Genomic DNA, 13,220 nt, shown 5'->3' on the forward strand with positions numbered 1-13,220 from the left:
CATGGACTATGAGGCCGTGACGGATTTCGAGGCCGACGAGACCCTTTCGGCGCTGCCACAGACCGGCGAGGGCGAGGTCGAGACCACACTTCGCCCGCGCAAGCTTGACGAGTTCATCGGCCAGCCGCGAGTCCGTGAGCAGCTCGAACTCGTCCTGGAGAGTGCACGCCGCCGGGGTGTCCCGCCGGACCATGTCTTGTTCTCCGGCCCGCCAGGACTGGGCAAGACGAGTATGGCGATGATCGTCGCCGCCGAACTCAACGCCGCCATCCGGATCACTTCGGGGCCCGCACTGGAACGCGCGGGGGACCTCGCCGCGATGCTGTCCAACCTGGCGCCCGGCGACGTCCTGTTCATCGACGAGATCCACCGCATCGCCCGGCCAGCCGAGGAAATGCTGTACCTCGCGATGGAGGACTTCCGGGTCGACGTCGTCGTCGGCAAGGGGCCCGGCGCCACCAGCATCCCGCTGGAGATCGCGCCGTTCACGCTGGTCGGGGCCACGACGAGGTCCGGTTCGCTGACCGGCCCGCTGCGCGACCGGTTCGGTTTCACCGGCCAGATGGAGTTCTACACCGACAGCGAACTCGACCTCGTCGTGCGCAGGGCCGCCACGATTCTGGAGATCGAGATCGACCGCGACGGTTCCGCGGAGATCGCCCGCCGGTCCCGCGGCACACCCCGGATCGCGAACCGGCTGCTGCGCCGGGTACGCGACTACGCCGAGGTTCGCGCTGACGGGCACGCCACCCGCAAGGTCGTGCGCGCCGCGCTGGAGGTCTACGACGTCGACGAACTCGGCCTCGACAGGCTCGACCGCGCGGTGCTGACAGCGTTGGTCCGGTCCTTCGGCGGCGGCCCGGTCGGCGTGTCGACACTGGCCGTCGCGGTCGGGGAAGAACCGACTACCGTCGAAGAGGTGTGTGAGCCCTACCTGGTCCGCGCCGGTATGCTCGCCCGCACTCCTCGCGGCCGGGTCGCCACAGCGGCCGCGTGGGAACACCTCGGCCTGCCGGCTCCGCCCGGTGCCACACGCGGCGAGCAGGGCGGCCCGAACCTGTTCGACCAGGACTGACCGGACCGTTCACGCGGTACGAGGCCCGTGGTGGAGACGGGTGGTGGTGGAGTTTCCGCTGGCACCTGGCACACTCGGGTAGAGCACACCCCGCCAAATCGGACAAAACAGCGCACCGCGCGGCGTCCGCTCGAAATGGAGAGTCATGAACCAGTTATTGCTGCCGCTGCTCCTGATGCTCGTTGTGGCGATCCCACTCGTCATGGGCACCCGTAAGCAGAAGAAGGCGGCGGCAAAGCAGCAGGAGCTGCTCTCGAGCCTTGCTCCCGGTGACCGGGTGATGACCACCTCCGGTCTCTACGCGTCTGTCGCCGACGCCACCGCCGACACCACGATCGACCTCGAGATCGCCCCTGGTGTCGTGACCACCTGGCTCCGCCAGGCCGTTCGCGAGAAGATCGAGCCGGTCGTCGAGACCGACGAGGACACCCTCGACACCGATGAGGTCGTCGAAGAGCCGGTCATCGAGTCGAAGGACGAAGAGCGCGTCGAGGAGAAGTCCGGCGCGCAGATCGCTCCTCCGCTGGAGCACGGCAAGAAGTAGCACCGGGACATCCGGTGAACCCGCGACCGCGATCGACGTCGCCACGGCGCAGTCTGGACTGTCCGCTCGCAGTCGGCGGACAGGGCGCCGTGGCACCGCGATAGCGGGGCCTTCGGCCGGGGCGGGTTCGAGTCCGGTCACTTCTGGTGGGCGCGTTTCAGCTCCGCCGGCAAGGGGCCAAGGCCATCCCCGACACCAGACTTTCGTAGGTGCGGGGGCAACGCCGGGCTCACGCAGCACCGAGTACTGTCTCGGTGCTGCGTGCGTGTCCGTCGTCATAGTCGTGCCCGTTCACCGGGCATCGTCATCGAGGCAGGTTCGCGGTACCGCCGGACTCGGAGTCCGGTGAGTGAACAGCCAAGCCCATTGGGGAAACCCAGTCCGTCCGAGGAGACCGAAGCACAGTGGCCGCACCGGCCGGGCATCTCCGCCCGGGACGCTATCTCGCCTTCTTCGCCCTGATCGTGGTGGCGCTGTACGCCCTGGTGTTCTTCACCGGAAGCGGCAAGCCGACGCCGAAGCTCGGCATCGATCTGCAAGGCGGCACGAGGGTTACGCTGACCGCCCGCAATCCCGACGGCGGCGACCCTCCGCGAGATTCCCTCGAACAGGCCCGCTCGATCATCGAGCGCCGGGTCAACGGTATCGGCGTCAGCGGCACCGAGGTCGTCCTCGACGGCAGCAACGTCGTGATCACCGTCCCCGGCGAGCAGGGCGACCAGGCCAAGGCCCTGGGCAAGACCGCGAAACTGGGCTTCCGGAAGGTTGTGACGTCGCAGCCGGTGACCCCGGTTCCGCAGCCGTCAACTCCGCCCACTTCCGGTGCGCCTTCGTCGGCGCCGCCCGCGTCGTCGGGTGCCCCCGGCGTGAGCGCTCCGCCGAGCAGTCCGGCCAACGGTGGCGGTGCCGCCGCCGCCGGCGCGCCGCAGCAGCAGCCGGACGAGAATGCCGACGAGCGGACCAAGAGGGAGATCGACGAGGCCCGGAACCTCCGGCAGAACCCCGATCTGATGTCGCCGGACCAGGCGAAGCAGGCAGCGGCGGCCGAAAAGGCGTTCGCGGCACTCAACTGCGACCCCAAGATCGCGGACCCGCTTGTCGGTAACGACCTCACCGACAAGCCGCTGGTCGCCTGCGGTGACAAGAACACCATGAAGTATCTGCTGGAACCGGAGTTCCTTCCCGGAACGCAGATCTCCGACGCCTCTTCGTCCTACAGCACCCAGAACTCCCAGTGGGTCGTCAACCTGAACTTCAAGAGTGAGGGTTCCCAGATCTGGGGCGACTTCACCTCGAAGAACACCCAGAAGCAGGCGGCGTTCGTCCTCGACACGCAGGTCGTTTCCGCGCCGACCATCCAGTCCGCGATCCTCGGCGGTCAGACGGAGATCACCGGCCGGTTCAGCCAGACCGAGGCGAAGGATCTGGCGGATGTGCTGAAGTACGGTTCGCTGCCGCTGTCGTTCGAGTCCTCGGACGCGACCACGGTGTCCGCGACGCTGGGTCTCGCGTCGCTGCAGGCGGGCCTCATCGCCGGCGGTATCGGCCTGCTGGCCGTGTTCATCTACTGCATGTTCTATTACCGGCTGCTCGGCCTGCTGACGATCCTGTCGCTCGGGTTGTCGTTCGCGATCGTGTACGGGGTCCTGGTGCTGCTGGGGCGGTGGATCGGGTACACCCTCGACCTCGCGGGCGTGGCAGGCCTGATCATCGCCATCGGTATCACCGCGGACTCGTTCGTCATTTACTTCGAACGATTGAAGGACGAAATCCGCGAAGGCAGAACCTTCCGATCAGCGGTCCCGCGCGGCTGGTCTCGAGCCCAGCGCACGATTCTCGCGGCGGACGCGGTCAGCTTCCTCGCCGCGGCGGTCCTCTACCTGCTGGCCGTCGGTGACGTGAAGGGCTTCGCGTTCACTCTCGGCATGTCGACGGTCCTCGACCTCGTGGTCGTCTACCTCGTCACGCATCCGCTGGTCGCGATGGTGTCCCGGTCCAAGTCGAAGTTCCTGTCCAACCCCAAGAACCTCGGCCTCGGCGCCGTGCAGCAGCTGGGTTCGGACCGCAAGGCCGCTCGCGCCGTCTCCGGCCGTCCGAACGTGAAGGAGGCGTGACCGTGGTCGACGAGAAGAACACCACCGAGAACAAGCGCGAGAGCGTCTTCCACCGTATGTATGTGGGCAGCGGCGTCTTCAACGTCGTCGGCGTCCGCAAGCGTTGGTACCTCTTCTTCGGCGCGCTGGTGCTGGTGTGCATCGCGTCGATGGGGGTCAAGGGCTTCAACTTCGGCATCGACTTCGAAGGCGGCACCCAGATCCAGCTGCCCGCCAACGGCAAGAGCGGGCAGATCACCGAAGAGCGGGCCAAGGAGGTCTTCGCCTCCGCGCTGGGCAAGCCCGCCGACGAGGCGCAGAAGGTCGGCAGCGGTGTCTCGTCGACCATCCAGCTCCGTTCGGACACCTTGGACGCGGCCGAGGTCGCCGAGGTGAAGCAGGCCCTGTTCCGGGAACTGGGCCCGATCGGCTCCTCCGGCCAGCCCAGTGTCCAGGCGATCAGTGACAGCGCGGTGAGCGCGTCCTGGGGCGGGGAGATCTCCCGGCAGGCGCTGATCGCGCTCGGGGTCTTCCTGCTGGCGGTCACCTTGTTCCTGGCGTTGTACTTCGACCCTCGGATGGCGGCCGCGGCACTGGTCACCCTGCTGAACGACATCGTGGTGACGGCGGGTGTGTACTCGCTGATCGGTTTCGAGGTCACGCCGGCGACGGTGATCGGTCTGCTGACGATCCTCGGGTTCTCGCTGTACGACACGGTGGTGGTGTTCGACAAGGTCCGCGAGAACACGCGCGGCCTGCTCGGCCTGACCCGCCGGACGTACGGGGAAGCGGCGAACTTGGCGTTGAACCAGACGCTGATGCGTTCGTTCAACACCTCGTTGATCGCGGCGCTGCCGATCCTCGGTCTGCTGGTGATCGGCTACCTCCTGCTCGGTTCCGGCACCCTGCAGGAGCTCGCGCTCGTGCAGCTCACCGGCACCGTGGTCGGCGTGCTGTCGTCGGTCGCGCTGGCGACGCCGCTGCTGGTCGACTTCAAGATGCGTGACCCGAAGTACCGGCAGCAGGCCGATCGGGTCGCCTCGCGGCGCGCGAACCAGGCTCGCAAGGCCGCCGCCGAACGCGACGACGACTTCGACCCCAACGACGAAGAGGCGCTGGAAGCCGAACTCCGCAGGGAGAAGGCTTACGCCGCCGCGGCGAGCGTTCCGGCGCGGAACCAGAAGGCCCACAAGGGCCGTCCGCAGGGCAAGCGCAAGAGGTAACCGCAGGTTCGAAGCGTGTTATGAACGGACCTTTCATAACAAAATTTGTTATGAAAGGTCCGTTCATAACGTCCGGGGTACCGCAGCGGTGAGTTTGAGAGCAGGGAAGTACATGGAGCTGGACAAGGCACTCGACCTGATCGCCGACGTGCCGGACTTCCCGGAACCCGGCGTGCTGTTCCGGGACCTGAGCCCGTTGTTCGCCGACGCCGCCGGTTTCAAGGCCGTCACCGACGCGCTGGCCGCCACCCTCGATCCCGGCGTCGACCTGCTGGCGGGCGTGGAAGCGCGCGGGTTCCTGCTGGCCGCCGCCGTCGGCTACTCCCGCGGTCTCGGCGTCGCGCTGATCCGCAAGCCCGGCAAGCTTCCCAGAGTCGCGGGCAGGGTCGATTACAAGCTGGAATACGGCACGGCGACCGTCGAACTGCCCGAAGGCATCGTCGAGCCTGGTCAGCGTGTCGCGGTCCTCGACGACGTGCTCGCCACCGGCGGCACGGTCGCGGCGACCTGCAAACTGCTGGAAGACGCGAAGGCGCAGGTCACCGGGGTCTCGGTGGTCATGGAACTCGCCGCGCTCGGTGGTCGTTCCGTGCTTGAAGGGCGTCGTGTGGAGGCTCTCCGGGTGTGTTGAGCGGGCGTACCCAGTGTGCCGCGAGGGGGAACGGTTACCCTTGACGTCCGAAGGCCGCACGAAGCGCAGGAGGTGCGGGTGAGCCAAGAGCTCGATGCCGCGGTGTCCTCGAAGGACGGCACCGAGCAGAACGGTGCGGCGCGACAGGGGGCAGCGCCGACGCCATCCGCGACGCGCCGCGTCCGTGCCCGTCTCGCCCGCCGGATCACCGCACAGCGTGCCGCGCCGGTCAAGCAGGTTCTCGAGCCGCTCGCCGTCATCCACCGCGAGCTGCACCCCAACGCCGATCTCGCGCTGCTCCAGCGCGCCTACGACGTCGCCGAAGAGCTCCACCGTGAACAGCGGCGCAAGTCCGGCGACCCGTACATCACGCATCCGCTCGCGGTCGCGACCATTCTCGCCGAGCTCGGCATGGACACGACGACGCTGGTCGCGGCGCTGCTGCACGACACCGTCGAGGACACCGGATACTCGCTGGAGAGCCTGAAGGCGGACTTCGGCGAGAAGGTCGGCGAACTGGTCGACGGCGTCACCAAGCTGGACAAGGTCAAGCTCGGCACGGCCGCCGAGGCCGAGACCATCCGCAAGATGGTCATCGCGATGGCGCGCGACCCGCGCGTGCTGGTCATCAAGCTGTCCGACCGGCTGCACAACATGCGCACGATGCGTTTCCTGCCGCCGGAGAAGCAGGCCCGCAAGGCTCGCGAGACCCTGGAAGTCCTCGCCCCGCTGGCACACCGGCTCGGCATGGCGACGGTCAAATGGGAGCTGGAGGATCTGGCTTTCGCGATCCTGCAACCGAAGAAGTACGACGAGATCGTCCGCCTGGTCGCCGATCGCGCACCCTCGCGGGACACGTACCTGCGGTCCGTGATCACCGAGCTGACCGGCAACCTCGAAGGCTCGCGGATCACCGCCAAGGTCGAGGGACGGCCGAAGCACTACTACTCGATCCACCAGAAGATGATCGTCCGCGGGCGCGACCTCGACGACATCCACGACCTGGTCGGCGTGCGGATCCTGGTCGAGGACGTCCGCGACTGCTACGCCGCGATGGGTGTCGTCCACGCGCTGTGGCAGCCGGTCCCCGGCCGGTTCAAGGACTACATCGCACAGCCGCGTTTCGGCGTCTATCAGTCGTTGCACACCACGGTGATCGGCCCGGACGGCAAGCCGCTGGAAGTCCAGATCCGCACCTACGAGATGCACCGCACCGCCGAGTACGGCATCGCCGCGCACTGGCGGTACAAGGAAACCCGCGGTACCCACAGCGGCAACGCGGCCAACGCGGTGGACGTCGACGAGATGGCGTGGATGCGCCAGCTCCTCGACTGGCAGCGTGAAGCCGCGGACCCGGGTGACTTCCTCGAATCGCTACGCTACGAGCTCGCCTCGCGCGAGATCTTCGTGTTCACGCCCAAGGGTGACGTGATCACCCTGCCGGTCGATTCGACCCCGGTCGACTTCGCCTACGCCGTGCACACCGAGGTCGGCCACCGCTGCATCGGTGCCCGCGTCAACGGCAGGCTCGTCGCACTCGAGCGCAAGCTGGAGAACGGCGAGGTCATCGAGATCTTCACCTCGAAGGCCGAGACGGCAGGGCCGAGCCGCGACTGGTTGCAGTTCGCCGGTTCCCCCAAGGCACGCGCGAAGATCCGGCAGTGGTTCGCCAAGGAACGCCGCGACGAGGCGATCGAAGGCGGCAAGGAGGCCATCACCAAGGAGGTCCGCAAGGTCGGCCTCCCGATCCAGCGGCTGGTCTCCGCCGAGTCCATGGGCGCGGTCGCCACGGAACTGCGGCACCCCGACATCAGTTCGCTGTACGCGGCTGTCGGTGAGGGCCACACCAGCGCGAAACACGTCGTGCAGCGACTGGTCGCGCTCATCGGCGGGGTCGACGAGGCGGAGGAGGAGCTCGCCGAGCGCGCGACTCCGTCCACGGTCACCCGCCGCCGCGGCTCGAACGACGTCGGTGTCGTGGTGAAGGGCGCCGGCGACGTCTGGGCCAAACTCGCCCGCTGCTGCACGCCGGTGCCGGGTGACGAGATCCTCGGTTTCGTCACCCGCGGCGGTGGTGTCAGCGTCCACCGAACCGACTGCACCAACGCCGACGATTTGACCGCGCAGCCCGAGCGCCTGGTCGAAGTCCAATGGGCGCCGTCGGCGTCGTCGGTCTTCCTCGTCGCGATCCAGGTCGAGGCGCTGGACCGGCACCGCCTGCTCTCCGACGTCACCAAGGTGCTCGCGGACGAGAAGGTCAACATCCTGTCCGCGTCGGTGACCACGTCGCGTGACAGGGTCGCGGTCAGCCGGTTCTCGTTCGAGATGGGTGACCCGAAGCACCTCGGCCACGTGCTGAAGGTGGTCCGAGGTGTCGAAGGCGTCTACGACGTCTATCGGGTGACTTCAGCGTCTTAGCGTCCCCCGTTCGCCGAACTCGCGTGTGCGGTCTCCAAGCACGCGAGTGCGGGATCCGCCGAATACCCCCGAAGGACATCCGATGGCAACCACTTAGGGTGCGAACATGACTGAAGGGTTCGAGTTCACTCGTGACGGCGAGATCGCGCGACTGACTTTCACCAGGCCGGAGAAGATGAACGCGATCACCTACGGGATGTGGTCGGCGATCCCGGACGTGGTCGCGACGGTGGAGGCGGACCCGGCGATCAAGGTGCTGGTGCTGACCGGCGACGGCAAGCACTTCTCGGCGGGCGCGGATATCAGCGAGTTCCAGGAGCTGCGGTCCACCGCCGACGCGGCGGAGACCTACGACAAGGCGGTCGACGGTGCCGTGGCGGCCCTGACGGCGTCTCGGAAGCCGACGGTGGCGATGATCCAGGGGAACTGCATCGGCGGCGGCTGTCAGATCTCGGTCGCGTGCGACTTCCGGTTCGCGGCGGAAGGCTCACGCTTCGGCATCACGCCGGCGAAACTCGGCATCGTCTACCACTTCGGCTCGACGAGGCAGCTGGTCTCGCTGGTCGGCCCGGCGAACGCGAAGTACTTCCTGCTCTCGGGTGAACTCGTCGACGCTCGGCGGGCGCGGGAGATCGGGCTGCTCAACGACGTCTTCCCGGCCGACGAACTGGAGGCGTCGACGGCGAAGTTCGTCGAGACGCTGGCTTCGCGCTCACAGGCATCGGTGCGCGGGATGAACCGGATCATCGAGAAGATCGTCGCGGGACAAGAGGAATCCGACGCCGAGGTGGACGAGATCCGGCTCGGTGCCTTGCACGGCGAGGACTACGCGGAGGGAGTGGCCGCCTTTCTCGCGCGGCGGCCGCCGAAGTTCACCTACCGCTGAGGTCGGAGCCGAAGGGGACTTCCCCGCATCGCACGCGGTGAAGGGCGCTTTCCCTGCATGTCATGCGGGGAAAGCGCCCTTCAGCTTCACGTCAGGCGTTGACCGTGACGCCGGTGAACTTGACCTCGGTGTTGGGCGGGCCGGTGCCGTCGCCGGTGCCGGCCTGGGCGTTGATGCCCGCCTTCGCGACCTTGTCGAGCACCTTCAGGCCATCGTCGGAGATGCTGCCGAAGACCGAGTACTCCGCGGGCAGTTCGGCTTCGCCGTAGACCATGAAGAACTGGCTGCCACCGGAGTTCGGCTGCTGCGTCTTCGCCATCGCGAGGAGGCCGCGACCGTACTTGATCTCGGGGAACGCCTCGTCCGGCATCGTGTAGCCCGGACCGCCCATGCCGCTGGCCTCGGGGTCACCGCACTGCAACATCTGCAGGCCGGTGGTGCCGAGCCGGTGGCACTTGGTGTCGTTGAAATAGCCCTGCTGCGAGAGGCTGATGAAGCTCTGCACGGCGCACGGGGCGAGCGCCTTGTCGAGCGTCAGCGGGATGTCGCCCGCGGTGCTCTTCAGCACGACGTTGACCGTGCCGTTCGAAGAGACGTCCTTGCCTTCCGGCTTGTTCACCTGCTTCGAAGCCTTCTTGGTGGCGTCGGCCTTGTAGTCACAGGCCACCGGGTTCGCCAGCGGCGTCGCCCGCTTGGGCATCGGCGCGCGTTCGGTGGGGATGGTGACCTCGGGGGTCGGCGGAGCCGAGCTCGGGGAAGCGTCGGAGGCGGCGTCGTCACCAGTGTTACTGCTGACGATCCACCACACCGCGCCCGCCACGATCGCGACGACGCCGACGACCGCCACCGAGCCGACGATCTTGCGCCGCTTGGCCTTTTCGGCCTGTCGCACGATCTGTCGCTCGAGCTTGCGCTTCGCGGCTTCGCGGCGCTGCTGGTTGGTCGGCACCCGCCCTCCCGGTTTCCACTCGATGTCACACGTCTGAGGTAGCGGAAGTCTATGGGCACAGCCTGTGAGGCCCCCGTACAGGGGCCGCTAGGCTTACTTGATCGTGATCAGGGCCATCCTGTCACCTGTTCGGCGGAAGATACGAGGAGGCGTTTCGTGCTGGTTGTCGGGTTTCCGGCAGGCCCCCTCGAAGCGAACTGCTATCTGCTCGCTCCGGCCGACGGTGGGGAGTGCGTGATCGTCGATCCCGGCGAGGACGTTCTCGAACCGCTTGAGGCCGCGCTGGCGGCCCATGGGCTGACGCCGGTCGCGATGCTCGCGACGCACGGACACCCGGATCACGTCGCTTCGGCGGCCGAGGTCGGTGCCCGACACGGAATACCTCTCTATCTGGACGAGGCGGACCGGCCACTGGTGGCCGGGGACGCCGGAGAATGGAAGGACGGGATCGTGCCACTCGTCGATGGCCCGCTCAGGCTGGCCGGACTGGAGATCACGGTGTCCCGCACACCGGGTCACACCGCCGGTTCGGTGGTCTTCGGGCTGACCTCCGCCGAGGGCGGCCGGATCGCGCTCACCGGGGACAGCCTGTTCGCCGGTTCGATCGGCCGGTCTTCCGGTGAAGACGGCGAACTCGTACGGTCCCTCGGTACCAAGGTGATGACGCTGCCCGACGACACCGTCGTCCTGCCGGGCCACGGCCCGGCCACCACGATCGGCCAGGAGCGCGCGGGCAACCCGTTCCTGGCCGGGACGGGCGTGTGATGGCAGAGCCGACCGGGACGCCGGAGACCCCTGAGCGTCTCCCGCTGTTCCACGACGACCCCAAGCTCCGCCGCAGGCGCGGCTGTTCCGGTATCGCCGGTGTCGTCATCTTCGCCGCCGCGTTCGGCGGGATCGCCGGGCTGATCGGTGGTGAGATCGCCGGGCTCGTCGTCGCCGGGGTGATCGCGCTGCCGTTGCTCTACATCATGTTGTACAACCTGCGCCGCCGAGTCTGGCTCGAAGGCGACACGCTCATCGTGCGGACCTGGGGTCTGCGGCGGATCGGCCTGACCGAGGCCGAGCGCATCGACCTCGTGATCAGCGACGTGCGCGGCACCCGGACGGTCAGCCTGCTGGTCAACGCGGGCAAACGCCGCAAGGTGGCGAAGGTCGACCTCGCCGTCTACTCGGGCGCGGGCGGCCGGGAACTCGGCATCCTGCAGCTGCGCAAGCTGGCGAACGCGCTGCTGAACAACACCGAGGCGAACGGCCTGGTGTTCTCGGAACTGCTGGTGGCGCAGCTGAAGTCGGAGGCACGCGGGGACGCGGCGGCGGAGCGGCCGCTGTACCGGCTGGCTTCGGCGGCGCCGTCGGGGAAGTACATCCAGCGGTTCACGATGGAAGCGGTCAGCCGGTTCGTGGCGACGTTGGACGGTTAGGCCGTCGTCCGGGGTGTCGCGAAAGCCACTTTCGCGACGTCTGATGTCCCGAAAGTGGCTTTCGCGACACAGCCACCGGCCTTACCACTCACGAGACCTCGGTGCGGGTCTCCAGCTTCTCCAGCCGCGCCTTGATCTCCTCCAGCTGGTAGACGATCTCCGGCAACTCGCCCGCGGCGAAGGTCGCCAGCCGTTCAGAGTGCTTGAGGGTCGCCCGAACGTCGTCGAGGGCGGCAGCGATCTTGGGGACCGCCTCGACGGCTTCCAGCGTCGAGACGAGCACGCGCCGCGCGACGGCGGTCAGCTGTCTCGGGACGGCGAACACGGCGTCGAACATGGCCCCTCCGATCACGCGGCGAACCTCGGGTGCGGCCTCTTCGTACCCGACTTCGGCCCGTGATCGCGCGGTGGGCTCGTGCTTTGGGGTGCTTGTGACTACAGGGACTCTTGAGGCTCCCGCGAGGCGATCAGCGCGGCCAGGACGGTGGTGACCGGGACCGCCGCGACGATGCCGACGCTTCCGGCCAGTGTCCGCACGATCTCCTGCGCGATCTCTTCCGCGCCGAGGATCGAGCCGAGTCCGACGCCCGAAAGCGACGTGTACAGCAGCACCGGCAACGCCGCGCCCGCGTACGCCATCACGAGTGTGTTGACCGCCGAACCGACGTGGTCACGCCCGATCCGCAGGCCCGCGCCGTACAGCTCACGCCAGCCGAGCGACGGGTTCGCCCGCCGCAGTTCCCAGACCGCGCTCGTCTGCGTCACCGTGACGTCGTCCAGCACGCCGAGCGCGCCGATCACCACGCCTGCCAGCAGCAGCCCCCGCGCGTCGATGCCGTGCCCGAGCGAGCCGATCAGCTGCGAGGTGCTGTCGTCCAGCCCGGTCAGTGACGACGCGGCCGAGAAGATCGCCGACAGGACGCCGATCAGGATCAGACTCACCAAAGTGCCCAGCACCGCAACCGAGGTTCTCGCGGACAGCCCGTGCGTCAGGTACAGCGCGACGAACATGATCGCGCCCGCCCCCGCGATCGCCACCAGGAGCGGACTTTCCCCGGCGAGGATCGACGGCAGCACGAACAGCGCCAGTACCAGGAAGCTCAGTCCGAGCGCGACCAGCGCGGCGAGACCCCGCCAGCGGCCCAGCACGATCACCGCGAGCGCGAACAGCCCGGCCAGCAGCAGCAACGGCGTGCCGCGCTGGAAGTCGACGATCTGGAACGACGCGGGGTTCGTGACGTCGCCACCGTTGTAGGACAGCACCACCTCGTCGCCTGAGGTGAACCGTGGCGTACTCGGCTCGATCGGGAGGGTCAGCTTCAGCGGTTTGCCGACGCCGGGACCGTCGGTCATGGTCAGTTCGCTGGTGAGACACGGTTTCGCGTCCGGTGACGGCTCACCGACCTGGACCTGGCCCTCGGCGAGGCACGGCCCGGTGATCGTCGCCTTGATCGTGGCGCTCACCGGGGTCCCTTGGGGGAAGACGCTTTTCGCCGGGTCCTTGCCCCACGGGTAGAGCAGGACCATGCCGGCGACGGTCGCGACGGCGAGCGGGATCAGCAGCCACATCAGCAGCTGCCGGACGCGGCGCGACGCGGGCGCCGCCGGACCGTGGCCGTGCGAGTGCCCGTGACCGGCCGGCTTGGGCTCGGGTTCGGGCTTAGATTCGGGGGCGCGACGCCTGCCCGGCTCGGCCGGACGCGGCCGTTTGACCGGGGGACGAGTGCCTTCCGACGGGGGCCGGCGCGGCGTACGGGACGTTCCGGGCGAACGATCGGACGGAGTGTCCGTAACCCGGCGAATCGGGCCGGTGTCGTCGTCGGAGATGTCGCGGCGGTTCACCCGCATATCCTCCACAGCCCCGATCGGGGCCCGCATTCGGCCTAGGCTAGATCTCTCAAAGCGCGCTTTCGGCTTTCCGCAGCCGGGCCGCGGCATCGGCTGTTCACTCACCCGGCCGTGTCAGCGGCCCGCCTC

General features: G+C 68.0%; 12 protein-coding genes. 9 read left to right on the forward strand and 3 right to left on the reverse strand.

Annotated features, from left to right (window positions below; translation table 11 throughout):
- The first annotated feature begins 1 nt into the window (after position 1).
- The 7 genes from ruvB (at position 2) to ACLARN_RS19760 (ending at position 8,870) form a co-directional block, all read left to right on the forward strand.
- Complete coding sequence (ruvB, locus tag ACLARN_RS19730; RefSeq protein ID WP_409492892.1) at positions 2–1,075, forward strand: Holliday junction branch migration DNA helicase RuvB; 1,074 nt, start codon at positions 2–4, stop codon at positions 1,073–1,075.
- Between the two features lie 145 nt (positions 1,076–1,220).
- A complete protein-coding gene (gene yajC / locus ACLARN_RS19735; protein ID WP_409492893.1) occupies positions 1,221–1,619 on the forward strand; it encodes a preprotein translocase subunit YajC in 399 nt (132 codons plus the stop codon).
- Between the two features lie 404 nt (positions 1,620–2,023).
- Positions 2,024–3,733 (forward strand): protein translocase subunit SecD, encoded by a 1,710-nt coding sequence (gene secD / locus ACLARN_RS19740; protein WP_409492894.1) that lies wholly within the window; start codon positions 2,024–2,026, stop codon positions 3,731–3,733.
- 56 nt (positions 3,734–3,789) lie between these two features.
- Entirely contained in the window at positions 3,790–4,935 is a 1,146-nt protein-coding gene (gene secF, locus ACLARN_RS19745; protein WP_409492983.1) for a protein translocase subunit SecF, read from the forward strand.
- Between the two features lie 112 nt (positions 4,936–5,047).
- Positions 5,048–5,566, forward strand: a complete 519-nt coding sequence (locus ACLARN_RS19750) for an adenine phosphoribosyltransferase (RefSeq protein ID WP_409492984.1) — start codon at positions 5,048–5,050, stop codon at positions 5,564–5,566.
- A gap of 78 nt (positions 5,567–5,644) precedes the next feature.
- Positions 5,645–7,984 (forward strand): RelA/SpoT family protein, encoded by a 2,340-nt coding sequence (locus tag ACLARN_RS19755; protein ID WP_409492895.1) that lies wholly within the window; start codon positions 5,645–5,647, stop codon positions 7,982–7,984.
- A gap of 106 nt (positions 7,985–8,090) precedes the next feature.
- Positions 8,091–8,870 carry an enoyl-CoA hydratase/isomerase family protein gene (locus ACLARN_RS19760; protein WP_409492896.1) on the forward strand — a complete coding sequence of 260 codons (780 nt, stop codon included), beginning with the start codon at positions 8,091–8,093 and terminating at the stop codon, positions 8,868–8,870.
- Positions 8,871–8,961: 91 nt separating this feature from the next.
- Here ACLARN_RS19760 and ACLARN_RS19765 read toward each other — a convergent pair whose 3' ends face one another.
- Entirely contained in the window at positions 8,962–9,819 is an 858-nt protein-coding gene (locus tag ACLARN_RS19765; RefSeq protein ID WP_409492897.1) for a peptidylprolyl isomerase, read from the reverse strand.
- A gap of 156 nt (positions 9,820–9,975) precedes the next feature.
- On the opposite strand from ACLARN_RS19765, the gene ACLARN_RS19770 reads away from it, so the two are divergent.
- Positions 9,976–10,584 (forward strand): MBL fold metallo-hydrolase, encoded by a 609-nt coding sequence (locus tag ACLARN_RS19770; protein ID WP_409492898.1) that lies wholly within the window; start codon positions 9,976–9,978, stop codon positions 10,582–10,584.
- Positions 10,584–11,243 (forward strand): hypothetical protein, encoded by a 660-nt coding sequence (locus tag ACLARN_RS19775; RefSeq protein WP_409492899.1) that lies wholly within the window; start codon positions 10,584–10,586, stop codon positions 11,241–11,243. The genes ACLARN_RS19770 and ACLARN_RS19775 overlap by 1 nt, the downstream gene beginning before the upstream one ends.
- 88 nt (positions 11,244–11,331) lie before the next feature.
- On the opposite strand, the gene ACLARN_RS19780 is transcribed toward ACLARN_RS19775, so the two are convergent.
- Positions 11,332–11,595, reverse strand: a complete 264-nt coding sequence (locus tag ACLARN_RS19780; RefSeq protein ID WP_409492900.1) for a hypothetical protein — start codon at positions 11,593–11,595, stop codon at positions 11,332–11,334.
- 83 nt (positions 11,596–11,678) lie between these two features.
- A complete protein-coding gene (locus tag ACLARN_RS19785) occupies positions 11,679–13,085 on the reverse strand; it encodes a YibE/F family protein (protein WP_409492985.1) in 1,407 nt (468 codons plus the stop codon).
- Between the last annotated feature and the right edge of the window lie 135 nt (positions 13,086–13,220).

The organism is Amycolatopsis sp. cmx-11-12 (genome assembly GCF_046269425.1).
GTDB lineage: Bacteria > Actinomycetota > Actinomycetes > Mycobacteriales > Pseudonocardiaceae > Amycolatopsis.

Excerpts from the sequence above, each read along its gene's own strand:
- ACLARN_RS19775 (WP_409492899.1), top strand. The coding sequence starts at position 10,584 with ATGGCAGAGCCGACCGGGACGCCGGAGACCCCTGAGCGTCTCCCGCTG.
- ACLARN_RS19760 (WP_409492896.1), top strand. The coding sequence starts at position 8,091 with ATGACTGAAGGGTTCGAGTTCACTCGTGACGGCGAGATCGCGCGACTG.
- secF (WP_409492983.1), top strand. The coding sequence starts at position 3,790 with ATGTATGTGGGCAGCGGCGTCTTCAACGTCGTCGGCGTCCGCAAGCGT.
- yajC (WP_409492893.1), top strand. The coding sequence starts at position 1,221 with ATGAACCAGTTATTGCTGCCGCTGCTCCTGATGCTCGTTGTGGCGATC.
- ACLARN_RS19750 (WP_409492984.1), top strand. The coding sequence starts at position 5,048 with ATGGAGCTGGACAAGGCACTCGACCTGATCGCCGACGTGCCGGACTTC.
- ruvB (WP_409492892.1), top strand. The coding sequence starts at position 2 with ATGGACTATGAGGCCGTGACGGATTTCGAGGCCGACGAGACCCTTTCG.